Raw genomic sequence first — 25,599 nt, 5'->3', positions numbered from 1 at the left:
GGACAGTATGGTTCGCAATTCTTGAGTTGGAGACTGAAGAAGCAGTTCTCGAGCATCTGGTGAGGTATCAGTATACTTCTGTTGAGCATGCAGTCTTCGCGTTACTTTGAGAGACCGGAATGCGACTGGGCGGTGCTAATCCCCTCGATATCGGCAACGTCGGCGTGGCGAACGAGCGAATCGAACTCGCCCATCGCCCCGACGAGGGGGACGATGTTAAAGAACGGAGGCGCAGGGGAACGGCCGATTGCGATTACGGAGAGACTCGCTGATGTCCTTCAGGATTTCATCGAGAACACGCGAAAGGGTGTCGTCGACGACTACGGTCGGAAGCCGCTGTTTACGACTTCACGTGGGAGGATGCGACGGAGCACGTTCCGGAGGGTCGTGTATCGGACTACAGCGCGTTGTTTTCGGAACGAGCCATGCCCTGGCTGTACCGGTGCGGACGATAACAAGTGTCTAGAGGCAGCCAGTCCACACCCCATCTGTCGTGGCAGCATTACGCACTTCTTCACCGAGGACATTCCTTTGGAGATTGTCGGCGATAGGGTGAACGTAAGTCGTGACGTCCTTAACAAGCACTACGACCGTCGTTCCGAGGAGGTGAAACTAGAGGAGCGGAGGGGGTATCTCGATAACATCTGATCAAAAACCCTCGCTTCGGACTTCTACTATGAGAATATTCTTTCCTGTGGCTACGTTGAAATCCTCAGCCGGTGTTAGGTTCTGCCACTCCTCCGGCCGATTGGATGAGCCATGAATTGCTCAGTACAGGTCAAGCAGTTACCTATCCGGGAATCGGGCGCGCTGATTGACTGTCAAGAGGGTCGTGCTGAATACGGAGGGTTCTTTCGACGCCGACTCTATGACGGCAACTAATCGAGCGGTTCGATTTTGTCACTCGGATGAATCACTCCACTTTCGAGGATGTCAGCTCGAAGCCCACCTCGGTGGGCCAATGCATCCAGGACGTCTTTCCCGATGAGGTCCTGAAGATACCCACATGGTTCACACAGTCTATCGCCCCGACAGATGGCATCACCGACACGGAAGCGCTTGCCGACGAGATGGTTGAGTGCGGTTTCACGGGTGACGATATTCCGCCGATGTTCGCCGGGAGCGAGTTCAATATCTGCATCGCGCTTGATTGCATCAACGGCTTCTCGCTCGATGAGTGTCAAATCGTAGCCATCGTGGCGTTCCTCGTCTGGCTCCCACGTGACGAAGGTTCCGGTTTCTATTTCGCGGAAATATCTGTCACCCCGAAGGCCACTTCGAGCGACGGCCTCAACTTCACTGCGTTCAGTCATCTCGACTTCGGCTTCAGGAGCAGTGAAGATGCGTTCGACAGTTCCAACACTGTTCATATTCACAGAGTTTAGTCCTCCAGCCCAATATCTTGCTGGTAGAAGCAACCGCGTTAGGTTTGCAGTCCTGCGAAACGGCTGATTCAGCCGTAACTGCCTGAATAGAACGCGATCACCGTGGTGAACTCATCCTCTATATCTCGCACGCCGCAAAAGAACGATCATTAATCCATCATTCTGGATCGAATTATCCTGACTCATCATTCCACGGTTGCGACAGTACTGAGAGCACGTGAGATCGACTGGCCTCGATGACGGGGACCCGGCGTCAGCGTACCCAGCGCCGAATCTGATCGTCATCACGGCCGATACCCGGGCGGGGTACGCCTCGCTGACGACTAATACAACGACGAGGCCAAGTCGGAGAGTGACAGGGGAGCACGGTCGACCGGATTTCTCGGTAGTCGCAGTTAGCACTACGGAGTCTGTCATAGAACCGTTCACAGGATATTATATCCTCCATGAGGACAAATAAAATAACCACTCAGTAGATGTGCTTATGTCTCCTCCAGTGATTTAATCGCTCTCCCCTGCTATGACCACTATGTCATCCCAGACAACGCTTGGATGGTCGCTTCTGTCATCAGGTATCGTGACAATGACTCTTACACTACTGCCCGGGATGACCTTTGGTTGGGGATTAGCCTCTGTGTACTCGGCCTGATAGTTTTCTACACGCGTCGTAATCGGGGCTTCTAACGCGTCTGTTAGCAATGATATGAAGCCGGACTGTAACTCGTTCTATGATACCCTGATCTCTGGATGGCTGTACTGGACGATCTCTCGGGGTTCGAGTTCGAGGACATGATGGACGCTACCTCGGCTACGAGAACGTCCGATGGGCCGAGTGAACGGCTGACGTCCGCGTTACTCTCCCTCGTCGCCGACGCCCGCGTTCTCCTCGCTCTTCGCTTCGGGTTCGCCCCAGTCAAGGTCGCGGGACCAGTCGGTCTCCCGGAGGATGAACGGCCCGATGGAGAGCGTACGCTTCGTCACGGTGACGATGCGAAGAATGTAGGACAACAGGAACGCGAACGGTAGCAGAGAGACGGCCACGCCCGCGCTCACCACCACGAGAGCGTGCGCACGCCGAACACGGTCCCCGGGAACAGCGACGGTTCGAGGTAGACGACGCCCGCGACCACCGTGGGGAGCGCGGGGATGGACGCGTACAGCATCGTCCGGGAAAGGTCGATGAGCGCCCACTGGAAGTACAGCGCCTTGAAGTGCTCGCGCGCCGGCCCGAACAGTTCGAGCGCGTTGATGAGTTCGTCGAACGCGTGGTGCGCTTCCTCGGTGAGCACGTCCTCGTTCTCCGCGCGGATGCGGCGTGCCGCGTACAACTTCCACGAGTAGTTGAAGCTCAGCGCGGAGAACACCACGTCGAACTCCCCAAACTGGGAGCCTTCGAGATTGCTCTGGACGGCGTCCGCGTTCCGCTTTACGTTCTCTGTGAACGCGGCCACCTGGTCGTTCAGGTTGTCGTTGTCGATGTCTGCGAGGGCGTCCGTGTGGCGCTTCGTGAGTTTCACGAGCGACCGCAGAAACGCCGACGGCTGGCGGGACTCACCGGCTCCTCGATGACGTCCTCGACGTCCTTCCGGAGGATCATCTTGCAGAGTCGCTGAACTCATTCTACCTTAGCGTTCACCCTGCTCTTTGGTGTGGTAACTGTTCTATGACTCCTCAGCCCTACTGTTATCCGCCTGGCTCTCCTACCGCGGCATATGGCAGATGATAAACAGGGCCGAGATGAGCAAGCGGATCGTGAAGAGGAGCGCCAGCGAGAGCGGATGCAAGAGGAGGCACGGACCCGTGCCGATGAAGAAGAGCCGATGCGCGGCGACCCTGGTGAGCGGCTTGATGATCTTGATGAAGCGCTCAAATCTCACGACTATCCAGCCACGACAAATGAGTTGGTTGAGGCCTATGGCGAGTATGAACTTGAAACGCAGGGCGGCAAGCAATCCCTGGCGGACGTACTCTCTTCAACTGATGACCAGATATATGACTCAGCCGAGGACGTTCGCAGACGGGTACTGGGACTCATCGGCCGATAGCACAACGGCCCAACACACTCAACTCGAAAATTGGACCGCCTGTGCTGAGATATACTTCGTCTGTAGGTATCTCTCTGCTGAATCCACTCTCTGTATGCAGCAAACACCCGAGAATATGACTGAATGTAGTGAGACAATTCAGAGCTGTATCAGTTATGAGCTGTTGAAGCCCTCAACAGAGCTGTTGACCTCACTGAGAGCGAAGTCCGTGGCGTGGTTGCGGTCGTGTATGACGGCCAGAGTCGGGGTCACGGGAGAGTGGCGAAAGTACGGCCGGATATCCAATAATCATATCAGTACGACTGCTATATCCTATAAATATGACCCCCATAGCTACCGTATGAATGGATGTCTGAAACCCGAATTATGAGTCTCACCTTGCTTCAAGCGCAGGCCGGGACGATCCCGCCGGTCACGACGGACATGCTCGTCGTGTTTGGTGTCGTCCTCTTGGCGCTTTTCCTCTTCGTCACGGAACTTCTCCCGATCGACATCACGGCGATATTCATCATCGTCGTGCTCACCCTCCTCTCGCCGTGGACGAACGTTTCCGTCACGGAGGGGATCTCCGGTTTCTCCAGCACTGCGACCATCGCCGTGCTCGCGATGCTCATCCTCAGCACCGGCATCAGTAAGACCGGTATCGTCCAGATCATCGGCCGGAAGATGGCGGCGTTCGCCGGGAACAGCCAGCGCAAGCAACTCGGTGCGACGATCGCTGTCGCCGGCCCGGTCTCGGGGTTCATCAACAACACACCGGTCGTCGCGATCCTCGTCCCCATCATCTCCGATCTCGCCCACAAGGGGAACACCTCCCCCTCCAAGCTGCTCATCCCGCTCTCGTTCGCATCCATGTTCGGCGGGATGCTCACGCTTATCGGAACGTCCACGAATCTTCTCGCCTCCAGCGTCTCCGAACGACTCATCGGTCGATCGTTCTCGATGTTCACCTTCACCGCCCTCGGCGTCATCGTGCTCGTCATCGGGTCCCTCTACCTCATGACGGTCGGCCATCGACTGCTCCCCGAACGCGTCCCCGCCCGGGATGACTACATCGAGGAGTACGAACTCCAGAACTACGTTACGGAAGTCGTCGTCCGCGAGGACGCCGCCATCGTCGGAAAAACGGTCGGAGACGCTATCGACGAATCCCGATTCGACGCGGACATCATGCAGATCCTCCGTGACGGGGAGACGTACTTCGAAGGGATCGGAAGCAAGCGCATTCGCGCCGGCGACGTCCTCACGATCCGAACCGACCGCGAGACGCTCGGGTCCCTCCGCGAACTCACTGGGCTCAACCTCGTCGGCACGCCACCCACCGACTCGGAACTCGAACCCGGGGGAGACGCACAGGCGCTCGTCGAGATCGTCATCCAGTCCGGCTCCTCTCTCCTCGGCGAGACGCTCACGACCTCCTCGTTCCGTGAACGATACAACGCGAGCGTCCTCGCGTTCCGCTCGGGTGGGGAAACGATCCGGAGTCGGCTCGATAACGTCGAACTCCGCGTCGGCGACACGCTTCTCGTCCAAGCCCCGTCGGACAGCATCGACCGTCTCTCATCGAATCCGGACTTCATCGTTGCTCACGAATCGGAGACGGCGGACTACCGCACCGAGAAGATCCCGTGGGCTATCGGTATCATCGTCGCCGTCGTCGGCCTTGTCGGTATCCCCTGGGATACAGTCGCGTCCATCACCGGTGTCGGCGCGTTCGCGGCTATCGATCTGACCATCGTACAGACCGCGCTCGCCGGCGTCGTTACCATGGTCGCCACCGGCGTCATCAAACCCGGGGAGATCTACGACGGTGTCGACTGGAGCGTCATCCTCCTCCTTGCGGGAGTGATCCCGCTCGGCATTGCACTCGAACAGTCAGGTGCGGCGACGTACATCGGGTCGATCATCGCCCTCACCGGGACGTTCCTGCCCGTCATGGGTGTCCTCTGGGTGTTCTACATCGCCACCGGCCTCATCACGAGCGTCATCTCGAACAACGCCAGCGTCGTCCTCATGATCCCCGTCGCCGTCACGACCGCACAGGAAGTCGGCGGGAATCCCTTCGCGTTCATCCTCGCTGTCACCTTCGCCGCGTCCACCGCGTTCATCACGCCGGTGGGCTATCAGACGAACCTGTTCGTCTACGGGCCCGGTGGCTACAAGTTCACTGATTACGCCCGCGTCGGTGCCCCGCTCCAACTCCTCCTGTCGGTCGTCACAGTCCTTGGGATCGCGTTCTTCTGGGGGCTCACCTGACGGAGCCGAGCGAGTTCCGAGGGACCGATCGGTGACAGCTCTCTCATCGGGTAGGGCAGTGATTTCAACGGAGATGTGCACGTTGAACGAGGAGCGTGACGTAGGGGGTAGCAAGGACGGATGATGCAGTGTGGGTAGCCACCAACGTGTCCCAATATTGTATGGATTGCTGCCCCGTTGCTACTGTACCGCGATGAGTAGACCCCATACCTTATATTCCCCCATACATAATGATTGATGATGGTAGAAACTGATCCTGCCCCCGCCGAGTCCACGTTGTATGTGTGTCAAGAGTGTGGAGATGGTGTCGACAACCCGGAACACGAAGATGAGTGTCCCGACTGTGGTGGGCCACTGCGAGACACAACTGTCGCTCACGACTGATCCCAGCCGAGGGCGTAGCCGATGACGCGATAGCCGTTATGTTGCAGCAGTATCAACAATTACCGACACAAGCAGACGGTACCGGTAGACGAGTTGGTCCCCCGAGGAACTACGGCGATAGATACGCAACCCCACTTACCGGATGTTTCACATCGAATCCGCTGGTGAGAACTCGCCTCGATGTGGTGAGTCGCTTCGGTAAGTACAGACGAGCTATCTATCACGACACGTGACTATGAATTCCGCACACCGGGTCTGAGTCAGCGAACAACGGTAACTGTGGTTGGGGCACGTCGGACAACGTTCTCGGCGACATTCCCCAGTAACACGCGAGAGACGCCTTCTCGACCGTGGCTGCCGATGATGATTTGAGTGATATCGTGTTCCTCCGCGAAGGAGACGATCTCTCTGGAGGGCTTGCCAACGGCAGTTTCCACTCGGAATTCGACGCGGTCTGCGTCCAAAATCGTTTCAATCTCTTCAGACAACTCATCTGCTTCCTCTTCCTGCTTCTCTTTGAGTTTCTCCTGCACAAGGTTGATCCCTGCTTGGATCGACCCGCTGGCCACTTCGATGACACGTAACAGAATAATCTCCTCGTCGCCCGTTGTTCTGACCGCATGCTCTATCGCGTTCTGCGCTGGGTGTGACCCATCGTAGGGCACGAGAATTGCCATATCGCCATTCGGTACCCGACGTGTATAAACCTCCACCCCCCGGCAGACTCATTGAGATGCCTTTTAGGGAAGCACCGAGACAGATGCAGAGAGAGTACCAACCAACTAATTGACGTTACTCAGATTCAACCGATGTCTCGTAGCGAGTGTGGACGACTATCGGAGACTCCGAATGGTCGATACGCGTATAGACATAACAGCGATTTCGCCGTAGATTTGCTGGAATGAAGCAGCAGCCCAGTGCTGAATTCATGCTCTCGGCCTTGTTTAGACGCCAGATTTCACCAGTTTGAACCCTCTAATGCGCGTTCGATGTTTCGGACCGCGGATTTCATGACAAGTTCACGGAATTGGCCGAACCAGGTTCTCGACCAGAGCGTATCTCCGTATCTGCGCCGGAGACCGAAAAACACCGACTCAGCGTTCGAACGTTGGTGATACGCCCGATCATGGATGAGCAAGTTTTTCGCCCATCCCCGCATCCCAGGATCTCGCTGCGGAATCAGTGGTGTGATACTTTCCGCACGTAACCGTGTTCGAAGTTCCTCCCAGTCGTAGCCCTTATCCGCTGTGACAGTGCCTAACACGTCCAAATTCCGGACGAGCACCTGCCAGCCGACCTGTGTATCGTGTGGTTGTTTCATCGAACAGTGTATATCTAGGATCGCACTCGTCTCACAATCGACCAGCAGCGTGGTTTTCACCGCTTCGAACGTGTAGTCCGTCCGTTTCGCGTAGTGCTGGCTGGCTTGGACGCGATCCACACCGGTTGCGTCGATCGCCTGAACGTCTCCGAGCTCGTACAGATCGACCGACGAATCGAGCATCGCTCGCCACCGCTTCATCGGGATCTCCTGCTTTCGTGCGCACACCGTCGAGAAGTGTGGTAGCGTTTCAGGCGTCAAGTCGAGCAGATTCGCGACTCTCGGCATTTCTCGGAGAACATCCATCAGCTTTCTGTACTCGTGGTTGAGGTACTCTTTGAGGCCTTGAACCGCGAGAATCACCCAGTCGGCATACCCGTCTTCACCCGGTCGGTATGCCGGTACCGGCGGGCCAGCGACGGCTTTTTGAGCGAACGTCACGACTGTCTTCGCGAAGCGGGCGGTCTTCGTCAGCACACCGAAACCGACCCGCTTCACTCCCTAGTGCATTCGACAAGTAGCGGCTTTTGCTAGGACACTAGGGTTTACTAGAGATGACCTTTTTGGGTCGATCCTGAGCGTCTAAACAAGGCCCATGCTCTCTATTCAGCAGGCCAGTTCTATCAACTGCTGAGGATGTCAACAGGGTCAAAAACGAAGCTGTTTCGCTATTCGGCTATTCGGTCAGACCTCGTCGAGATACCCGCGCCGCTGTTCCAGTTTCACCTCAGCTGACCGCTTGTCGTAGTGTTTGTCGAGCACTTTCCGACTCACGCCCATGCGGTCGCTGACTACCTCGACTGGCACGTCTTTCGTGAGAAAGTGCGTGATGCTGCCACGACGGATTGCGTGCGGGCTGACTGCCTCGGGACACTTCTCTTGAGTACTATGGTTGCAATCCGGGCACGACTCATTCAGGTAACACGGAGCGGTGACCCGGTTCACATTCCGACGAATCGTCGTTCGACACATTCGTCCATGCTCCGTGGTCAAGAGCGGTTCCCGACCGTGGTCGTCGGTGACATCATGTCGAACCTCATCAACATGGTCTTCGAGCATCTTCGCCAATTCAGTGGACATCGCAACGAACCGCTCACCACTCTTGCCGTTTTTTAGCGTCGTATCCTGATTGGGACGGTGGACAAGCTCGACACGCTCGTCTTCGAAGCTTACATCCGTCAAATCGACTGCATGGGAAGCGCCCATTCGCATTCCCGTCTCCCACAGGAGCGCAATCAAGACGTGGTGCATCGAGGCGTACTCGTACCGTGAGAGGTGTTTGAGGAGTTCTTCAGCTCGCTCTGCGTCGAGGATGTCCTCACTACTCTGTTGACTGCGCCGGACGTTTGGATCATCAGCTTGGAGTAGAGGTTCTCCGGCACTGCCTCAACTGAGCCTGCCCACTTGAGGAAGACGCGGAACCCGGATGTCATGTTCTTCATCGTGACAGCATTGATTTCGTTATTGTCGGCAAGCCAGAGGCGATACCGCTGGAGATCCCGTCCGGACAATTTGTTGAGGTTGTCAATTCCTTCTTCTTCGCACCACTCTAAGAAGTGCTTCATCCGGTACCGATGGTTCTGGACGGTCGAATCTGTACAGTCAGTTGCCTTGTGTTCGAGGAACAGCTCGGTTCCCATCTCGGGATCAAGCGGCTCCAGTTCGTCTTTGTCCGTGGTCATAGTTCACACGGGCCGCCAGTAGAGAGCCTCTCCCGCGCGTGAACGGCGGCGAAGGGCCGGTGCGTCTCTAGCGCTTTTTCCGCCCCGATCCACTTCTGATACCTCGCAACGACGAGCGGAGCGAGGAGTCCGTGGTATCGAAACGGCGTCGTGGGCGGATTCGAAGGAGACGAGGCGCGCGCGGCGAAGCGAGCACGTCTCGGCGTGGTCGAATCCGTTCCGACCCTCACCGGAACGGAACCTCGGAACACCCACCCTACTCCGATACGAGCGGGAACGACGCCAGCCGCGCCGCGGCGATCGCCGTCAAGCCCCGCGACGTCGCCGAGTCACCGGCACGCCCGTGATGCCCGGTCTCCAGTCCGACCTCGTCGGCGACGGGAACCAGCCGAATCTCCGTCCCCGCGGGCGTCGTCTCACAGAGCAGGTACGACTGCGGGAACGAGCAGGTCGCCGGGGTCGCGATCTCGCGTACGCCGTCGTACCGTCCGGTGGCGGGCAGGTGGTAGTGGCCGGTGAGGAGCAGATCGGTGCCCCCGGCCGCGAGCGCCTCCGCGAACGGGTCGGCGTCCAGCATGCCCGGGATCTCCACCATCTCGGGCTCGATCTCGCGGTGGGCCGCGATCTGGTCGTCGACCGGCGGGAGGTTATGGTGGGAGAGCACGACCGGGGTGTCCGCGTCAGCGAGCGTCTCCGCCAGCCATGCGTTCGTCTCCTCGTCCACGCGCCCCTCGTGGCGCTCGAACAGGCGGTCCGCGGTGCCGGCGCTGTTGACGCCGACGACGTCCAGGCCCCCGACCTCGACGTGGAACGGGAGCCGGCCGGGGCCGTAGCGCTCGGCGAAGCGCGAGACCGGCGGGGTGTCGTGCTCGTCGCCCGCCTTCGGCACGTCGTGGTTGCCCGGGACGGCGAAGAAGGGGGCTTCGAGCGCGTCGAGCGCACCGTCCACGGCGTCGTAGTTCCACGGCTCGCCGTCCTTCGTCAGGTCCCCCGGCGAGAGGACGACGTCGACGTCGCGCTCGTTGATGTCCGCGACCGCGGCCTCCAGGTGCGCGAGGGTGTGATCGAACAGCTTCGAGGTACCCTCCTCGCGCGTGGAGACGTGCGCGTCGGCGAGGACCGCGAAACGCGTGTGCTCCCCCGCGGGCGCGTCGAGCCGTGCGAGCAGCGACCCGGCCGATTCGTCGCCGGTCATACGTCCTCCGGGAGGAAGGCGTCGGGGTCGTCGTGGCGGAACGCGCCGAGGTGGGTCCCGTCGAGCAGGACGACGTGTGAGTACATCTCGCCGCGTTCGCGTGCGGCGGCCGCGAGGTCCCCCGCGTGCGCGAGGTTCACCGACCCGACGAGCAACACGGCCGTCCGCCGGTCCGCGTCCGTCATCCGGGTGAGCACGAACAGATCCGAGCCGTCGCGGCGGCTGAACGCCTCGTAGCCGTCGAACTCGCCGTCGGCGATGGCCGCACGGAAGTCGTCGGCGACCTCGCCCTGGGCGAGGTAGACGAAGCCGAACCGATCCGTGTCGCCGTGCTCGGGGTCCTCCGGTGCGACGTGGCCCGCGCGCACGGTCACGACCTCCCACCCGTCTGCGCGCAGTTGCTCGGCCATCTCCGTGGCCGACTCCAGCGTTCTGGCCCACGCGTTGGACGCGTCGTTCGTGGTGTCCGGCATCGTCCGTGGCTTCGCTCGCCGGCACAAATATCCACTCCCTCGCGGGCGGATCTCCCGTCGACCCGCTACGGATACGTACCGGTATATATTGACTAATATCGGTATATGTTTATAATAGAAAACCAGTTAACCGCTGAAAGGTCAGATTACAGTGATGCCTCAGGACACAACGCGGCGCGGTTTTCTGACGGTTGCAGGGACGGGAGCAGTGACGGCGCTCGCCGGGTGCCAGTCGGGCCCCTCGAGTGATCCAACCGACACGCCGGAGCCGAGCGAACCGAGCGACGGCGGGGACGACACCGAGGAGTCGGACCAGGGGACGCCGATGGCCGGCGGCACGCTCCAGATGATGGCGACCGGCTCCATCCAGACGCTCGACCCGATCAACGCGAAGGGGTCCGGCGCGGGCTACGACCAGTACGGCCGCTCGCTGATGGAGTTCCGGAACGGCCTCTACCCGCCGGAGGCCGCGTTAGCGGAGGACTACTCGATGTCCGACGACGGCCTCACCTACACGTTCACGCTGAAGGAGGGCGTCACGTTCCACGACGGCTCCGAGTTCACCGCCGACGACGTCGTCTACTCCTACCGGCGCCTGGCCGGGTCGGAGAACTCGCGGAACCGCGACGACATCATCGGCGAGACGATGACCGTCGAGCACGAGAAGGACGCCTCGCGGACGGAGCCGACCGACGAGACGAGCCTCGCGGACTACGTCCCGGGCTCGCTCGGGGTCGAGGCCGTCGACGACTACACGTTCGAGATGACGCTGGCCTCGCCGTTCCAGTACACGCTCTTCCAGATCGCGGGCGGCGCGTTCGCGGTCCTGCCCGAGGGCGCGGTCGGCGACGTCGAGGGCTACGAGGGCGAGTACGAGTACAACGAGTTCTTCAGCACGGCCAACGGCGGCCCGACGTACGCCGGCCTCGGCCCGTTCCAGGTGGACTCGTGGACGAAGGGGAGCCAGATTCAGCTCACCGCCTTCGACGACTACTACGGCGAGGGCCCCCAGCTCGACGGCGTCACCTACACGGTCGTCGGCAGCGGGAACACCCGCCTCAGCCGGTTCCAGAACGGGAACGCGGACGTGCTCGAGGGGATGCCGACGGCGTCGTTCAACCCCGACAACGTCTCCATCGAGGAGGAGAACGGCAACCGCTCGGTCGGGACGTACACCTTCGACGACGGCACCGAGGTGAACTACGGCGAGATCCCGTCGCTCTCGACCGAGTACCTCGTCTTCAACACGCTCGAAGTTCCCATCCCGGTCCGGAAGGCGTTCGCCTACGCGATGAACCAGCACGAGATCGCGCGCAACGTCTACAAGGGCAACGCGAAGGCCGGCTACCACATCACGCCGCCCGCGCCGTACCCGACGTTCGAGGACGGGATGTCCGGCGAGGACTCCTACGACCAGCACGCCGAGTCGGGCTACGAGTCGAACACCGACTTCGCGGCGGACGGCTACCCGTACGGCTACGGCGAGACGCGGCTCGAGGACGCACGCGCGGTCATGGAGGAGGCGGGCTACGGCGAGAACGACCGCTTCTCGATCACCGCCACCACCATCGCCGGCAACAGCGGCTACGCCTCCGTGTTCACCCGGCTCCAGTCGAAGCTCCGCTCCGCCTACATCGACATGAGCATCGAGGAGGCGGAGTTCGGGACCATCATCAGCCGGGCCATCTCCGCGGACATGGAAGTGTTCGCGCTCGGCGACGGGATGGAGTACCCCGGCCCGCAGAACTTCCTGCGGTTCCTCTACGGCGAGAGCCCGTCGGGGCAGTTCACCCGGTGGGGTGCCGAAGGGAGCTACCACGACACCGAGCTCCGGCAGACGGCGCTCGACGCCTGGGAGCAGAACTACGCGGCCGACGACGCCGACCAGGCGTCCCGGAACGAGGCGTTCCAGACCATCGAGGAGATCAACTGGGCGTCGGTGCAGGAACTGCCCACGGTGCACACGACCAGCCAGCGCTTCTGGCACGACCACGTCGACGTCGAGATGTACGGCGTGATGGAGAACCAGACGTTCACCGACGTCACGCTGAGCCGCTGAGCCCGCCAGGTCGCACCGGCACCGACCGCGCCGTTATTCATGCACGTTACACGACACCGACCACTTCGTTCGACCGCCCGTAGTCCCACGACACGGGAGGAGGATCACACGTGAGCAAGCTGACGTACCTGGGCAAGCGCCTGCTGATGAGCATCCCGGTGGTGTGGCTGGGGGCGTCCATGACGTGGTTCATCATCTTCATGGGCCCCATCGACCCCGCGACCCGCCTGCTCAGCGAGGGACAGACGCGCAACCCCGCCGCCTACGAGGCCGCACAGGCCCAGCTCGGGCTCGACCAGCCGCCGCTGCAACACTATCTCGACTGGATGTCGAACCTGATCGTGTTCGACCTGGGCCGGACGTGGCTCCTCTATCAGGGGTCGAACGTGAACGCCCTCATCCTCGACTTCCTGCCGCGCACGCTCTGGCTCGGCTTCTGGTCGGTGCTCATCGCGGTCTGTATCGGCGTCCCGCTCGGCTTTTACGCGGGGATGCACTCGAACACCGGCTCGGACTACCTCGCCTCGATGGGCGGCATCGTCTGGCGAGCCATGCCGAACTTCTGGCTCGCCATCATGCTGCTCACCGTGCTGGGCAGTTCGAGCGCCATCTTCTTCGGCTTCGACTGGCAGTCGTTCGTCGTCCCGCTCGACGCGCTCACCGGGAGCCCCGACATGTCGCGGCTCGGCACCGTCGACGGCTTCCTCGCGGCGACCAAGAAGGTGTTGCCCGCCGCGCTCGTCCTCGGCTCGGCGTCGATGGGCAACGAGATGCGGATCGGTCGGACGGCCGTGCTGGAGGTCAGAAACGAGGACTACGTCGACCTGGCGAAGGCGAAGGGCGTCTCCGACCGCGCGCTCGTCTGGAAACACATCCTGCGGAACGCGCTGGTTCCGCTCGTCCCGATCATCACCAGCGAGGCGTTCCTCCTCATCGGCGGGAGCGTCCTCGTCGAGACCGTCTTCGGGATCAACGGGATCGGATTCCTGTTCTTCCAGGCGGCGATCCAGGGCGATCTCCCCCTCGTCGGTACGCTGATGTACGTATTCATCCTCATGATCGTCGGCATCAACCTGATTCAGGACCTGTTGTACACCATCATCGACCCGCGCGTCGGGCTGGAGGGTGCCTGAGATGGCACGGGCTCACGGCGACAGAACCGCCGAATCGACCGTCCTCCCGACGGACTCCCCCGTGCTCGTGTGGGCCGGGATCGGCGTCGCCCTGCTCGCGCTGGAAGCCGGCGCGGCCGTGACGTTCCTCGTCTCCCTGTTGGCCGACGGGTTCGCCGCCGCGGCGCTCCCGGGGACGGCGTTCGTCGAGGGGCTCGCCCGTTCGGCCGCCGAGATCCCGACGCTGCTCTCCCGCGAGACGATCCCCAACGGCGGCTACTGGAACGGCAGCCGCTGGGTGGACACCTTCCTCGGCCTGCGCCCCGGCCTCGCGTGGGGCGTCAGGGTCGCGCTGATCTACCTGTACGCCTTCGCGCTGGCCGGGTGGGCGGTGCTCGGCTACCGGCTGTACCGCCGCGAGTTCCGGGCCGCCGACTGGACGCCCCGCGACGACGTGATCGACCGCTTCCGCTCGCACGGCTGGGGCATCTTCGGGCTCGTCGTCGTGTTCATGTTCGTCGTGATGGCCGTGTTCGCCCCGGCGCTGGGGCCGACGACCGTCGACAAGAACATGCGGAACTCCTACGACCACGAGATGCAGTACTGGAACGCCGAGACGGAGGAGGTGCAGACGACCCTCGTGGGCGAGGCGAACCTCGCCTCCCAGTCCCGGGGCGACAGCGCCGACCGGGTGTTGCCGATGCAGTACGACGACTTCGGCCGGTTCCACCCGTTCGGGACGCTCCCGACCGGCAGGGACCTGTTCACCTTCATCGCCGTCGGCTCGCGCATCTCGCTCGTCATCGGGCTGCTCTCGGTCGGGCTGAGCGCCGGCATCGCGGCCTCGCTCGCGCTCGTGGCGGCCTACTACAAGGGCCGGATCGACCTGGGGATGGTGCTCGTCTCCGACTCCGTGATGGCGATGCCACAGCTGCTGTTGTTGATCATGCTCACGACGGTGCTGGCCGACACCTGGATCGGGGGGCTCTACAGCGGCGCGTTCATCCTGGCGCTCATCTTCGCGTTCACCGGATGGACGTACATGTGGCGCTCGTTACGCGGACCAGCACTCCAGGTGTCACAGCGCCAGTGGATCGACGCGGCCGAGAGCTTCGGCCAGCGCCCGCGCACCATCATGCGGAAACACATGCTCCCCTACATCACCGGCTACCTGCTCATCTACGGCTCGATGACGCTCGGGGGCGCGATCATCGCCATCGCGGGCCTCTCGTTCCTCGGGCTGGGCGTCGCACCCCCGACCCCCGAGTGGGGCCGGGCGATCAACCTCGGGCAGGACTACGTGAACACCGGCTCGTGGCACATCTCGCTCATCCCGGGACTGCTCATCACGCTCGTCGTGACCGGCTTCAACGCGCTGGGCGACGGCATTCGTGACGCCATCGACCCGCGCTCGGATGCCGCCGGCGAGAGCGCGGCCGGGCGGGGTGGTGGCGCATGAGCGCCGACCCCCTGCTCGACGTGCAGGACCTCGAGGTCGTGTTCCACACCGAGCGCGAGACGATCCACGCCGTCGACGGCGTCTCCTTCGAGGTCGACGAGGGCGAGACGGTCGGGCTCGTCGGCGAGTCCGGCTCCGGCAAGTCCGTGACCGCGCGGTCGATCCTCGGGCTCGTCGAGTCGCCCGGCTCCATCGAGGGTGGGTCGATCACCTATCGCGGCGACGACCTCACGCAGGACAACTGGGACGACCACCGCGGGGACATCGCCATCGTGTTCCAGGACCCGAGCAACTCGCTGAACCCGGTGTACACGGTCGGTAACCAGATCAAGGAGGCGCTGCGCATCCACCAGAACCTCCGCGGTTCGGCGGCGACGAGGCGGGCCGTCGAACTGCTCGAGGACGTCGGCATCCCCGACGCCCCCCGCCGCGTCGACGAGTACCCCCACCAGCTCTCGGGCGGAATGCAACAGCGCGCGGTCATCGCCATGGCGCTCGCCTGTGACCCGGACCTGCTCGTCTGTGACGAGCCGACGACGGCCCTGGACGTGACCATCCAGGCGCAGATCCTCGAACTGCTCGCGGACCTCCAGCGCGAGGAGAACCTGGCGGTGCTTTTCATCACCCACGACATGGGCGTCATCGAGGACGCCACCGACCGGGTGAACGTCATCTACGCCGGCGAGATCGTCGAACGCGCCCCGACCGGGGCGCTGTTCGAGGATCCGGCACACCCGTACACCCGCGCGCTTCTCAAGAGCATTCCCGGCCGGACCGACCCCGACGAGCGCCTCCCGACCATCGGGGGCGAGGTGCCGACGCCGACGGGGCCGGCGACCGAGTGTCGCTTCGCGCCGCGGTGTCCCGACGCGTTCGAGGACTGCCGGCAGGTCGCGCCCGAGCACGTCGCCATCGAGGGCGAGGACCGGTCGGCGGCGTGTCTGCTCCACGACGGGGCCGACGACGACGCGCACGGATCGGCCGTCGACGGCGGGGGTGAGCCGCGATGACCGCCAGGGAGGAGCCGATCGTCTCGCTGCAGGACGTGAAGACGTACTACCGGGACGGCAGCCTGCTCACCTCGACCCCGCCGGTGCAGGCGGTCGACGGCGTCTCCTTCGACATCCACGAGGGCGAGACGCTGGGGCTCGTCGGCGAGTCCGGCTGCGGGAAGACGACGCTCGGCCGGACGATCCTGGGGCTCGAAACCGCGACCGGCGGGACGGTCCGGTCGGAGGGCCGCGACGTGACCGAACTCGGCCGGGCCGAACGCCGCGCCTGGCAGCGCCGGGTCGGGATGGTGTTCCAGGACCCCCAGGAGAGCCTGAACGACCGGATGACGATCGGCGAGATCGTCCGCGAGCCGCTCGACACCCACGACTGGCCGTTCCTGCCGGTCGCGGTCGAGGGCGCCGACGCGGAGGTCGCCGGCAGCGCGGTCACCGAAGCGGGGCCCGACGACGACACCCCGGACATCACCGTCAGCCTGGCGGCCGGTGACCCCGAGGTGAGCGTCCGGTCCGGGCTCCCGCTCACCGCGGAGGACGTCTCAGTCTCCGTGACCGGCGGGGGCCAGGACCGCACCGTTTCGGTGACCGTCGGGAAGGGGAAGGCCGAGATGCGCCGCGACCGCGTGTTCGGGCTCCTCGACAGGGTCGGCCTGAACGAGGAGCACTTCTACCGCTACCCCCACCAGTTCTCGGGCGGGCAGCGCCAGCGGGTCGGCATCGCCCGCGCGCTCGCGCTCGAACCGGAGTTCGTCGTCCTCGACGAACCCGTCTCGGCGCTCGACGTCTCCGTCCAGGCCCGCATCATCAACCTGCTGGAGGACCTCCAGGACGACCTGGGGCTCACCTACCTGTTCATCGCCCACGACCTGTCGGTCGTGCGCCACATCGCCGACCGCGTGGCGGTGATGTATCTGGGCAACGTCGTGGAACTCGGCCCGACCGAGTCGGTCTACTCGAACCCGTCCCACCCGTACACCGTGTCGCTGCTCTCTGCCATTCCCGGCAGCGGGTCGCCGTGGGAGGGCGGCCGCGTCACCCTCAGGGGGACCCCGCCGAGCCCCCGCGAACCGCCGGAGGGCTGTCCGTTCGCCACGCGCTGTCCGGCGAAGATCCGCCCCGACGACCGGGAGCTTCCGGAGGCGACGTGGCGCGCGCTGGACGAACTCCACGTCGTCTTCCGGACCAGGGCGCGGGCGGAGAACTCGGCGGTCGAGACGGTGAAGGGCGTCCTCGGGATGGACGTCGCCGGCCGGGAGCTCGACGAGACCGTCTCGGATCTCCTCGAGGGCCACGACCTCCCGCCCGAGGCACGGGACGTCGTGGACCAGGCCGTCGAACTGGCACGCGCGGGCGACGACGCTGGCGCGGCAGAGCGTCTCCGGAGCGAGTTCGGCTCCCGCTGTGACCGGGAGGACCCGGACACCTACGACGCCGGCGGCGGCTCCCGGAGCCAGTGTTTCCGACACGAGCTTGAGTACGCCGACGTCGCGGAGACGATCGCCCGTCGGGAGCGGGGCGGCTGAGGGCCCGTTCACGGCGCTCGATCCGTCTCGTGTGCACCACCTCCCGCCGGAGCGCGGGCCACGGTTCGCAGTTTTGTAACCGGTTGACAGTTTCGGAACCTATTAGGCGATCTGTCGACGTTGACCCGCCATGGCTGCGACAGTTCGTGGCACGATCCGTGGCATGGCGGGCCGGGCGAACCCGGCGTTCAGCGTGGGCGCGCTCGCCGTCCCGTTCGGGGCGCTCGCCGCGACCGCGCTCTGGGGAACCGTCCAGCAGCTCACCTTCGTCCACGTGATGGCAGGGGTGCTGTGGACCGGCACCGACCTGTTCATGGCGCTCGTTCTGGGCCCCGTGCTGGGCGGGCTCGCGGTCGAGGAACGCGCGAGCGTGTTCCAGCGGTTCACCCCGAAGATGACGTTCCTGATGCCCGCGCTCGCGTTCACGACCATCTTCGGCGGCATCCTGCTCGCGCTCCGGCTCGGCATCTTCCCGAACGCGGACCCGTGGATCGCGCTGTTCGCCACGGCGTCGATGGTGCCGGCGCTGCTCTCGATCGGCTACCAGTTCGACGCGTTCCGCGACCGCCGCTGGTGGGCAGCGTTCCTCCTCGTCGGCGGCGGCAGCGTCGCCTACCTGCTCTCCAGCATCGGCCAGTTCGGGCCGACGAACCCCCTCATCGCGCTCGCGCTCGGCATCGTCACCGTGCTCACGTTCCTCGGGTTCGGCGTGCTCATGCCCGGCGAGACGCGCATGTACCGCGAGATGGTCTCGTCGGACCCGGACCCGAACGTCATCAGCACCATCGGCCTGCGGAACGCGAAACTGAGCGGCGTCCAGGGCGCGTTCCAGCTCGCCATCATCGTCGTCATGGTGGCCCTCCGCTGGGGCGGGTTCTGAACCCGGGTCGGCCCGACACGGCCCCACCGACTCAACCCTTTCCTACGTCGACGGCCTAGGGAGGACCGAATGGACCCCTCATCGTCCCAGGCCGCCGCGAGCGTCGCGGAACCGGACCGAGCGTGGTGGAAGGAGGCCGTCGCCTACGAGATCTACCCCCGGAGCTTCTTCGACTCGACCGGCAACGGCGTCGGCGACCTCCCCGGCATCCGCGAGAAGGTCGAGTACCTCGACGACCTCGGGGTCGACCTGGTCTGGCTGACGCCCGTCTACGACTCTCCGCTCGCGGACTTCGGCTACGACATCCGCGACTACCGCTCGATCCTTCCGGAATACGGCACGATGGGCGACTGGGAGGGACTCCGGGACGACCTCCACGACCGCGACATCCGGCTCATCATGGACCTCGTGGTGAACCACACGTCCGACGAGCACGAGTGGTTCGAGAAGTCGCGCCGGGAGGTCGACCCGTACACCGACTACTACGTCTGGCGCGAGGGCGACCGGGCCTCCCTGGGGAACGGGGTCGACCCCGACGACCCGGCCGCGATGCCGAACAACTGGGAGTCGCTGTTCGGCGGCCCGGCCTGGACGTACGACGAGGTGCGCGGGGAGTACTACCTCCACCTGTTCGACGGGAAACAGCCCGACCTGAACTGGAGGAACCCGGCCGTCCGCGGGGACGTCTACGACTTGATGCGCTGGTGGCTCGACCGCGACGTCGACGGCTTCCGGATGGACGTGATCAACTTCCTCTCGAAGGCCGACGGCCTCCCGGACGGTCACGAGGGCGCGGTCGTCACCGGCAGCGAGCACTTCATCAACGGGCCACACATCCACGAGTACCTCGGCGAGATGCACGAGGAAGTGCTCTCCGAGTACGACGTCGTCACCGTGGGCGAGATGCCCGGCATCGCCGTCGAGGACGCACGCGAGTACGTCGGGCGCGACGGCCCGCTCGACATGGTGTTTCACTTCGAGCACATGCGGCTCGACGCCGGCGAGGGCGGCGACTGGGACTTCCGGGACTGGGACCTCGCGGAGCTGAAGGAGACGTTCACCCGCTGGCAGCGGGGGTTGGCCGAGGACGGCTGGAACGCGCTGTATCTCAACAACCACGACCAGCCGCGGATGGTCTCCCGCTTTGGCGACGAGGACTACCGGGTCCGGTCCGCGACGATGCTCGCCACGTTCCTCCACACGCTCCGCGGGACGCCGTTCGTCTACCAGGGCGAGGAGATCGGCATGACGAACGTCCCGTTCGAGAGCGTCGGGAAGTTCATCGACGTGGAGACGCTGCGGTACGTCGAGCGGATGCTCGAACGCGACGACGTGGAGAACTTCGCGGACATCGGCGAGGCGGTCCGGTACGGGAGCCGGGACAACGCCCGGACGCCGATGCAGTGGTCGCCGGCGGACAACGCCGGCTTCACGACCGGCGAGCCGTGGCTCGCGGTCAACCCCAACTACCCGGAGGTGAACGTCGCCGAGGCCCGCGCCGACCCCGACTCGCTCTGGCACTACTACCGGCGCGTCATCGACCTGCGGCACGACAACGACGTGCTCGTCTACGGCGACTACGACCTGCTGCTCCCCGATGACCCTGAACTGTACGCCTACCTGCGGACGCTCGGCGAGGAGCGAGCGCTCGTCGTCCTGAACTTCACTGACGGCGAGCCCGCGTTCGAACTCCCGGACGGCATCGAGTACGACGCCGCCGACCTCCTGCTGGCGAACTACGAGGTCGAGGGTCCCACGCGGCCGGATCGGTTCGACCTCCGACCCTACGAGGCGAGGGTCTACGCGCTCGAGTGACCGCCCGAGCCGGCGCCGGTCCGGTGGAGTCTGAGCCAGATGTAGCCGTACTCCTCGAGCGTGACCGCACAGCTCCCGTCGTCGTGGCGAGCGTGGTCCGCGGTGCCGAGCAGGGGGTAGAGCGCGTCCCCCTCGCGGAGTTCCAGATCGAACTCCAGGGAACACGTCTCGTCGGCGAGGTTGTGGACGCAGACGACCGAGTTCCCGTCGTAGTCGTACCGGTGGGCGAACGCGCACGGGTCGTCGGCCTCGAGCACGCTGAACTCCCCCTCGCCGATCTCGGTGCTCTCCCGGCGCGTCGCGATGAGCCGCTCCATCCAGTTGAGCAGCGACTCGGCCTCCGCGCGCTGGGCGGCGACGTTCACGGACTCGTAGCCGAACTCCCCGCCGGAGACGGCCGGGAGCACCAGGTCGTCCGGGTCGGCCGTCGAGAAGCCGCCGTTCTCCTCGTCGGTCCACTGCATCGGCGTCCGGACCGACGTCCGGCCGGGCAGCGAGAGGTCCTCCCCCATCCCGATCTCGTCGCCGTACAGCAGCATCGGCGTCCCCGGCATCGAGAACAGCAGGCTGAACGCGAGCTTGATCCGGCGCTCGTCGCCCTCGAGCATCGGCGCGAGCCGGCGGCGGATGCCCCGACCGTAGATCCGCATGTCCTCCTCGGGCGCGAACCTGTCGAACACGGTCTCACGGAGGTCCGTCGGCAGCCGGCCGATGTTGAGTTCGTCGTAGTTGCGCAGGAAGTTCATCCACTGGCCAACGTCGGCCGGGGGGAGGCGTTCGAGCCCCTCGGCAAGTGGCGCCGCCCGCTCGGTCGCGAGCGCGGCGACCAGGTGGGCGTTGAGCACGAAGTTCATCAGCAGGTCCATCTCCGCGCCGTCCCCGAAGTACGACGCCAGCTCCCCCGGCGCGTCGTCGGCCTCCGCGAGCAGGACCGCGTCGCTCCGGCGCGCGACTGCGTGGCGCTTGAGGCTCCGGAGCACCTCGTGGGGGTCGTCGAGCTGCTCGGCGTCGGGGTGTTTGGGCTGGATCATCAGCGTCGCGGCGTCGACGCGGAACCCCGACACGCCGAGTTCGAGCCAGAACTTCATGATGCGGTAGATCTCGGCGCGAACCTCCGGGTTCGCGAGGTTCAGGTCGGGCTGGAACGGGTAGAACCGGTGGTAGTAGTACGCCCCGGCCTCCTCGTCGTACGTCCACACCCGCTCGTCCTCGACCTCGCCGGGGAACACCGTCCCGCGCTCGGGGTCCGGCGGCGGGCGCTCCTCGATCCAGACGTAGTAGTCGCGGTACTTCGAGTCGGGGTCGCGCCGGGCGGCCTGGAACCACGGATGCTGGTCGGACGTGTGGTTCACCACGAGGTCCACGAGGACGCGGATGCCGTGGGCCTCGGCCTCGTCCATGAACTCCACGAAGTCGCCGAGCGTGCCGAGCCGGGAGTCGACGCCGTAGTAGTCCGCCACGTCGTAGCCGTTGTCGCGGTTCGGCGTCGGGTAGAACGGGAGGAGCCAGAGCGCGGAGACGCCCAGCCGGTCGAGGTAGTCCAGCTTCTCCATCAGTCCCGGGAAGTCGCCGACGCCGTCGCCGTTCGAATCGTTGAACGTCTCGACGTCCACGGCGTACACGACCGCGTTCTTGAACCAGGTTTCCGGCGACGTGCTCGCCATTACTCTGTGACCGTACGGGAGCCAGGCCGTTAACCGTTCGTGGCGATTTCACCGAGTAAGTAGTGCTTACGGGCGTTCCCCCGGAACTATGGGTCGTCTCACTCCTCGCACGGCGGACTGCACCCGAAGTCAGTTCGTCCCGTCGTCCACCCGGTAGACGACGACGCCCTCGTTCGCGTACACCCGCTCGTAGCCCCCGGCGAGTTCGAGCGACCGCTCCAGCGTTCCGAACTGGACGTGCCGGTCCCCCCGAACCGTGTAGCCGCCGCGCGGGACGTAGAGGTAGTCGGGGGCGGGGGTGGGAGCTGTCGTGGCGAGTTCCGCGTCGAGACAGCCGACGCTCCGGCAGACCGACGCGTTCTCGAACGCCCCCAGCTGTCGGTCGTACGTCTCGGGCGTCCGCCACTCCGCACCCCAGGGCGCGACGAGGATGGTCCGCTCGGCGACGGCCGGGAACCACTCGGCGGCGTCCCCGAGCACGACGAACGTCGCGTCCGGCTCGGTCTCGGCGGCGATCCACTCCATCGCCGCGACGTCGTCGTCGTCGACGAACGAGGGGGTCGTCGGGTCGGTCGCCCCGGCGAACGAGTAGGCGAGGTTGCCGACGCCGACGGCCGCCACGCAGACGAGGACGGCGACCGCGACCCGTCGCAACCGGTCCCCGTTCCGCGGCCGGGCCGTCGGGAACCGTCCGGCGCACTCCGTCGCGACGCCGACGAGCGCGAACGCGCCGACGGCGTAGACGAACCGGGGCTGGTCGAACGCGACCCACGCGAGCAGGACCCACGCCGGCAGCACGCGCCACCCGGTGATGGCGAGCAGTCCGGCCGCGACGAGCGGCACCAGCGACCAGCCGATCGCGGCGTCAGCCAGGCCGCCGCCGACGCCGCCGTGGGTCCCCGCCGCGGCGGCGAACACGCCCGGTCCGTGCCGGGAGACGACGGTGAGCCACCACGGCGCGGACAGCACGGCTCCGCCGACGCCGACGGCGGCACCGCGAAGCAGGCCGGGGCCGGACCGGTCGTAGCCGACCCAGAACAGCAGGTCCGTCAGGACGACGAACAGCGTGTACGTCGGGTGGGTCAGGACGGTCAGGGTGAACGTCCCCAGCGCCACGGGGAGCCACGCAGCGTCCCGGTCCCGGAACAGTCGGAGCCCGGCGTAGGCGCTCGAGAGCGCGAACAGGAACGCGGGAGCCCGGACCAGCCCGCCCGCCGAGACGTGCCACTCCAGCACTTGCGGGTTCAGGCCGACGAGGAGCGCGGACGCGGCCCCGGCGGCGCGACCGACGAACCGGCCCTCGACCCGTCCGCCCACGGACGGTTCCGTCCCGATCGGACCACGGCCCAGCAGGTCACGCCCGAGTAGATACACTGGAACGAGCGCGGCGACGGTGACGAGCGGCGGGACGTATCGCGCCGCCGCGAACGTGCCGACGCCCAGATCACGGAGGACCGCCAGGCCGTAGAGCGCGAGCGGCGGGTACGCGACGGGAACCGGCTCGGTCGTGTACCCCTCGATACCCCGGGGGAGCCCGTAGCCGGCCGCCCGGATGGCGTCCGCGATGACGGTGTACAGCCCGGCACCGTAGGCGGGATAGGGGTTCGTCAGCAGGTACGCGGCGACGACGGCCAGTCCCACGGCGAGCAGCCCGCCCAGCCACGGCAGGTCCGCGCGGGTGACGGGCAGCCCCGGCCGCCGACGGACGCCCGCGAACGCTCGCGCCACCGTGCCGGTCCACCCCTCGTCGCCGTCGTCGTCCTCCTCGCCGGCGGGGCGATCCGACGTGACCGACGACTCCCCGCTCATCGCCGCCGCACCGTGAGCGGCGAGCGGACGGACAGTTCGTACGCACTCCGGCGGTATTCCACGAGCAGCCACCAGGGGGCGACGACGAGCAGAACGAGGGCGGCGAGCACCTTGGGAACCCCCATCCACGGCGGCAGCACGTACGCGACGGCGTTCACGAGTGAGGGTGGTGCCGCCGCAGCGACCCGGGAGACGGCGTCGCCCTCGCCGCGTGCGGCGGGCGGTTCCTGGGAAGCGAGCCCCAGCGACGCGGCGCTTTCCCCGCCCGCGCTCTCGTCGCCCGTCCCGAGCCGTTCGGACTCGTACGGGAAGCCGACGTCCGCGCTCCAGACGACCTCGCCCGACCGGTCCACCTCGAGGACGCGGTCGCCGTTCGAGTCGGTGACGAGCGTGTGGCCGTTCGGCAGCCTGTCGGCGTCGCGGGGCCACGTGAGTCGCTGGTCGGCCCACACCCACGACCGCTCCCACTCGCCGTCGACGCGCTGGTACTCGACGACCCGCCCGTGCTCGGAGTCGGCGACCAGGACCGCGGGGCCGCCCCGCTCGGCGGGGATGAAGTCGGGGTTGTGCTGCTCGTACAGGACGTCGTGGTCGTCGTCGCTCCCGAGCGTCCACTCGTCCAGCAGGCCGCGCTCGAAGCCGACGAAGACGACCTGGTCGTGGTTCCGCAGGCTCACCATGGCCGCCTCCCTGCCGTCGATCTCGACGAGTTCGACGTCGTTGAGGTGGGTCCAGTCGTCGGGGTACGGGCCGCCGCTCTCGGGGTCGAACTCGCTCTGTGCGTCCCACTCCCACTCGACGAGCCCCGTCGTCGTGTTGACGACGTAGACGCGGTCGCGGAAGATGTCGGCGACCAGCAGGCGCTCGTCGTCGACGCGGTCGACGTCGTGCCAGCGCGTCGAATGCTTGCCCGGCGTGATGCGGCTGTACACGTCGGTCACCTCGCCGGTGGTGAGGTTCACCCGCTCCACGCCGTTCCGGGTACACACCGTCTCCGCGCCACACTCGTCGGCGTCGAGGTGGTCGGCGTACACGTACTCGACGGTGGCGTTCGTCCCCTCGAACGGGTCGACGTCCCAGTAGCGCGTGTGGTCGTCGTCGTAGTAGTAGACGCTGCCGTCGGGGGCGAACGCGACGAGTTCCGCGAGTCGCCTGGGCCCCGACCCCTCGTCGCTCACGAACGCCGTCGAGTCCGTGGCGACGACGGTGATCGCGTCCCGCTCCCCGACCACCTGGCCGGCGTCGCCCGAGCGGAACGCCCGCTCGACGGCGGGGTCGCCCCTGACGCCCTCGCCGGTCAACTGGGCCGTCGCGTAGCCGCCGACGAGCACGGCCGCGGCCAGCACGGTGAGCGCCGCCAGTGTCACCCGCCGCGGGGTCCCGCTGTTCACGTGTTCATCAATCGCCAACCGCGGGAAAAACGCTTGTGCCTGCTCGGACGATCGACGGCTCCCCCGATTCCGGGCAGACGCGTCGGAACCGCCGAAACCGGCCCCGACGACGGCTCGACGGCCGGTCACGAAGCCG

21 protein-coding genes and 1 pseudogene are annotated in these 25,599 nt (G+C 65.1%); 11 read left to right on the top strand and 11 right to left on the bottom strand.

Annotated elements, in window-relative coordinates:
• Nucleotides 1-213: 213 nt before the first annotated feature.
• Nucleotides 214-648: a hypothetical protein gene (locus tag RJT50_RS12035; RefSeq protein ID WP_313691619.1), complete on the top strand. Its 435-nt coding sequence runs from the start codon at nucleotides 214-216 to the stop codon at nucleotides 646-648.
• A gap of 230 nt (nucleotides 649-878) precedes the next feature.
• Here the strand turns inward: RJT50_RS12035 and RJT50_RS12030 are convergent, their stop codons facing one another.
• The gene (locus RJT50_RS12030) at nucleotides 879-1,370 is read right to left on the bottom strand and encodes an MOSC domain-containing protein (RefSeq protein ID WP_425499677.1); all 492 of its coding nucleotides are present in this window, start codon (nucleotides 1,368-1,370) and stop codon (nucleotides 879-881) included.
• Between the two features lie 867 nt (nucleotides 1,371-2,237).
• Nucleotides 2,238-3,004, bottom strand: a pseudogene (locus RJT50_RS18755) (DUF7972 family membrane protein).
• Nucleotides 3,005-3,097: 93 nt separating this feature from the next.
• Between RJT50_RS18755 and RJT50_RS12015 the strand changes: the two are divergent.
• The 3 genes from RJT50_RS12015 to RJT50_RS18660 all read left to right on the top strand — a co-directional run bounded on the left by RJT50_RS12015 (nucleotide 3,098) and on the right by RJT50_RS18660 (nucleotide 6,070).
• On the top strand, nucleotides 3,098-3,430 hold the full coding sequence (locus RJT50_RS12015) for a DUF5789 family protein (protein ID WP_313691614.1): 333 nt from the start codon (nucleotides 3,098-3,100) through the stop codon (nucleotides 3,428-3,430).
• Between the two features lie 366 nt (nucleotides 3,431-3,796).
• Complete coding sequence (locus RJT50_RS12010; RefSeq protein ID WP_425499732.1) at nucleotides 3,797-5,686, top strand: SLC13 family permease; 1,890 nt, start codon at nucleotides 3,797-3,799, stop codon at nucleotides 5,684-5,686.
• 237 nt (nucleotides 5,687-5,923) lie between these two features.
• A complete protein-coding gene (locus RJT50_RS18660) occupies nucleotides 5,924-6,070 on the top strand; it encodes a rubrerythrin-like domain-containing protein (RefSeq protein ID WP_425499676.1) in 147 nt (48 codons plus the stop codon).
• Between the two features lie 260 nt (nucleotides 6,071-6,330).
• On the opposite strand, the gene RJT50_RS12005 is transcribed toward RJT50_RS18660, so the two are convergent.
• From RJT50_RS12005 to RJT50_RS11980, 6 genes are all read right to left on the bottom strand, one after another.
• On the bottom strand, nucleotides 6,331-6,747 hold the full coding sequence (locus tag RJT50_RS12005; protein ID WP_313691613.1) for a universal stress protein: 417 nt from the start codon (nucleotides 6,745-6,747) through the stop codon (nucleotides 6,331-6,333).
• A gap of 281 nt (nucleotides 6,748-7,028) precedes the next feature.
• Entirely contained in the window at nucleotides 7,029-7,889 is an 861-nt protein-coding gene (locus RJT50_RS12000; RefSeq protein WP_425499675.1) for an IS5 family transposase, read from the bottom strand.
• A gap of 186 nt (nucleotides 7,890-8,075) precedes the next feature.
• Nucleotides 8,076-8,642 (bottom strand): site-specific integrase, encoded by a 567-nt coding sequence (locus RJT50_RS11995; RefSeq protein ID WP_313691611.1) that lies wholly within the window; start codon nucleotides 8,640-8,642, stop codon nucleotides 8,076-8,078.
• Nucleotides 8,627-9,073, bottom strand: a complete 447-nt coding sequence (locus tag RJT50_RS11990) for a site-specific integrase (protein ID WP_313691610.1) — start codon at nucleotides 9,071-9,073, stop codon at nucleotides 8,627-8,629. The genes RJT50_RS11995 and RJT50_RS11990 overlap by 16 nt, the downstream gene beginning before the upstream one ends.
• Before the next feature lie 256 nt (nucleotides 9,074-9,329).
• On the bottom strand, nucleotides 9,330-10,268 hold the full coding sequence (locus RJT50_RS11985) for a metallophosphoesterase family protein (RefSeq protein WP_313691609.1): 939 nt from the start codon (nucleotides 10,266-10,268) through the stop codon (nucleotides 9,330-9,332).
• A complete protein-coding gene (locus tag RJT50_RS11980; RefSeq protein ID WP_313691608.1) occupies nucleotides 10,265-10,741 on the bottom strand; it encodes a DUF7529 family protein in 477 nt (158 codons plus the stop codon). The genes RJT50_RS11985 and RJT50_RS11980 overlap by 4 nt, the downstream gene beginning before the upstream one ends.
• A gap of 154 nt (nucleotides 10,742-10,895) precedes the next feature.
• Between RJT50_RS11980 and RJT50_RS11975 the strand changes: the two genes are divergently transcribed.
• From RJT50_RS11975 to RJT50_RS11945, 7 genes are all read left to right on the top strand, one after another.
• Nucleotides 10,896-12,800, top strand: coding sequence for an ABC transporter substrate-binding protein (locus tag RJT50_RS11975; protein ID WP_313691607.1), 1,905 nt, complete (start codon nucleotides 10,896-10,898; stop codon nucleotides 12,798-12,800).
• A 110-nt stretch (nucleotides 12,801-12,910) separates the two neighbouring features.
• Nucleotides 12,911-13,933: an ABC transporter permease gene (locus RJT50_RS11970; RefSeq protein WP_313691606.1), complete on the top strand. Its 1,023-nt coding sequence runs from the start codon at nucleotides 12,911-12,913 to the stop codon at nucleotides 13,931-13,933.
• 1 nt (nucleotide 13,934) lies between these two features.
• On the top strand, nucleotides 13,935-15,371 hold the full coding sequence (locus RJT50_RS11965; RefSeq protein ID WP_313691605.1) for an ABC transporter permease: 1,437 nt from the start codon (nucleotides 13,935-13,937) through the stop codon (nucleotides 15,369-15,371).
• Complete coding sequence (locus tag RJT50_RS11960; RefSeq protein WP_313691603.1) at nucleotides 15,368-16,381, top strand: ABC transporter ATP-binding protein; 1,014 nt, start codon at nucleotides 15,368-15,370, stop codon at nucleotides 16,379-16,381. The genes RJT50_RS11965 and RJT50_RS11960 overlap by 4 nt, the downstream gene beginning before the upstream one ends.
• Nucleotides 16,378-17,904, top strand: coding sequence for an ABC transporter ATP-binding protein (locus tag RJT50_RS11955; protein ID WP_313691602.1), 1,527 nt, complete (start codon nucleotides 16,378-16,380; stop codon nucleotides 17,902-17,904). The genes RJT50_RS11960 and RJT50_RS11955 overlap by 4 nt, the downstream gene beginning before the upstream one ends.
• Nucleotides 17,905-18,067: 163 nt before the next feature.
• Nucleotides 18,068-18,784: a hypothetical protein gene (locus tag RJT50_RS11950; protein WP_425499731.1), complete on the top strand. Its 717-nt coding sequence runs from the start codon at nucleotides 18,068-18,070 to the stop codon at nucleotides 18,782-18,784.
• 69 nt (nucleotides 18,785-18,853) lie between these two features.
• Nucleotides 18,854-20,599, top strand: coding sequence for a glycoside hydrolase family 13 protein (locus tag RJT50_RS11945; RefSeq protein ID WP_313691599.1), 1,746 nt, complete (start codon nucleotides 18,854-18,856; stop codon nucleotides 20,597-20,599).
• Here RJT50_RS11945 and RJT50_RS11940 read toward each other — a convergent pair.
• From RJT50_RS11940 to RJT50_RS11930, 3 genes are all read right to left on the bottom strand, one after another.
• A complete protein-coding gene (locus RJT50_RS11940; RefSeq protein ID WP_313691598.1) occupies nucleotides 20,584-22,263 on the bottom strand; it encodes an alpha-amylase family protein in 1,680 nt (559 codons plus the stop codon). The two genes, RJT50_RS11945 and RJT50_RS11940, sit on opposite strands and share 16 nt — an antisense overlap.
• Before the next feature lie 129 nt (nucleotides 22,264-22,392).
• Nucleotides 22,393-24,072: a hypothetical protein gene (locus RJT50_RS11935; RefSeq protein WP_313691597.1), complete on the bottom strand. Its 1,680-nt coding sequence runs from the start codon at nucleotides 24,070-24,072 to the stop codon at nucleotides 22,393-22,395.
• Nucleotides 24,069-25,463, bottom strand: coding sequence for an aryl-sulfate sulfotransferase (locus tag RJT50_RS11930; RefSeq protein ID WP_313691596.1), 1,395 nt, complete (start codon nucleotides 25,461-25,463; stop codon nucleotides 24,069-24,071). The genes RJT50_RS11935 and RJT50_RS11930 overlap by 4 nt, the downstream gene beginning before the upstream one ends.
• Between the last annotated feature and the right edge of the window lie 136 nt (nucleotides 25,464-25,599).

It is taken from the genome of Halobaculum sp. XH14, from assembly GCF_032116555.1.
Classification (GTDB): domain Archaea; phylum Halobacteriota; class Halobacteria; order Halobacteriales; family Haloferacaceae; genus Halorarum; species Halorarum halobium.
Note: the sequence above shows the minus strand (reverse complement) of the source record. Positions and strands in the feature narration are given on the sequence as shown.

Coding starts and splice junctions, on each gene's coding strand:
- RJT50_RS12035 (WP_313691619.1), top strand. CDS start 214: ATGTTAAAGAACGGAGGCGCAGGGGAACGGCCGATTGCGATTACGGAG.
- RJT50_RS12030 (WP_425499677.1), bottom strand. CDS start 1,370: ATGAACAGTGTTGGAACTGTCGAACGCATCTTCACTGCTCCTGAAGCC.
- RJT50_RS12015 (WP_313691614.1), top strand. CDS start 3,098: ATGGCAGATGATAAACAGGGCCGAGATGAGCAAGCGGATCGTGAAGAG.
- RJT50_RS12010 (WP_425499732.1), top strand. CDS start 3,797: ATGAGTCTCACCTTGCTTCAAGCGCAGGCCGGGACGATCCCGCCGGTC.
- RJT50_RS18660 (WP_425499676.1), top strand. CDS start 5,924: ATGATGGTAGAAACTGATCCTGCCCCCGCCGAGTCCACGTTGTATGTG.
- RJT50_RS12005 (WP_313691613.1), bottom strand. CDS start 6,747: ATGGCAATTCTCGTGCCCTACGATGGGTCACACCCAGCGCAGAACGCG.
- RJT50_RS11995 (WP_313691611.1), bottom strand. CDS start 8,642: ATGCACCACGTCTTGATTGCGCTCCTGTGGGAGACGGGAATGCGAATG.
- RJT50_RS11990 (WP_313691610.1), bottom strand. CDS start 9,073: ATGACCACGGACAAAGACGAACTGGAGCCGCTTGATCCCGAGATGGGA.
- RJT50_RS11985 (WP_313691609.1), bottom strand. CDS start 10,268: ATGACCGGCGACGAATCGGCCGGGTCGCTGCTCGCACGGCTCGACGCG.
- RJT50_RS11980 (WP_313691608.1), bottom strand. CDS start 10,741: ATGCCGGACACCACGAACGACGCGTCCAACGCGTGGGCCAGAACGCTG.
- RJT50_RS11975 (WP_313691607.1), top strand. CDS start 10,896: ATGCCTCAGGACACAACGCGGCGCGGTTTTCTGACGGTTGCAGGGACG.
- RJT50_RS11965 (WP_313691605.1), top strand. CDS start 13,935: ATGGCACGGGCTCACGGCGACAGAACCGCCGAATCGACCGTCCTCCCG.
- RJT50_RS11960 (WP_313691603.1), top strand. CDS start 15,368: ATGAGCGCCGACCCCCTGCTCGACGTGCAGGACCTCGAGGTCGTGTTC.
- RJT50_RS11955 (WP_313691602.1), top strand. CDS start 16,378: ATGACCGCCAGGGAGGAGCCGATCGTCTCGCTGCAGGACGTGAAGACG.
- RJT50_RS11950 (WP_425499731.1), top strand. CDS start 18,068: ATGGCGGGCCGGGCGAACCCGGCGTTCAGCGTGGGCGCGCTCGCCGTC.
- RJT50_RS11945 (WP_313691599.1), top strand. CDS start 18,854: ATGGACCCCTCATCGTCCCAGGCCGCCGCGAGCGTCGCGGAACCGGAC.
- RJT50_RS11940 (WP_313691598.1), bottom strand. CDS start 22,263: ATGGCGAGCACGTCGCCGGAAACCTGGTTCAAGAACGCGGTCGTGTAC.
- RJT50_RS11935 (WP_313691597.1), bottom strand. CDS start 24,072: ATGAGCGGGGAGTCGTCGGTCACGTCGGATCGCCCCGCCGGCGAGGAG.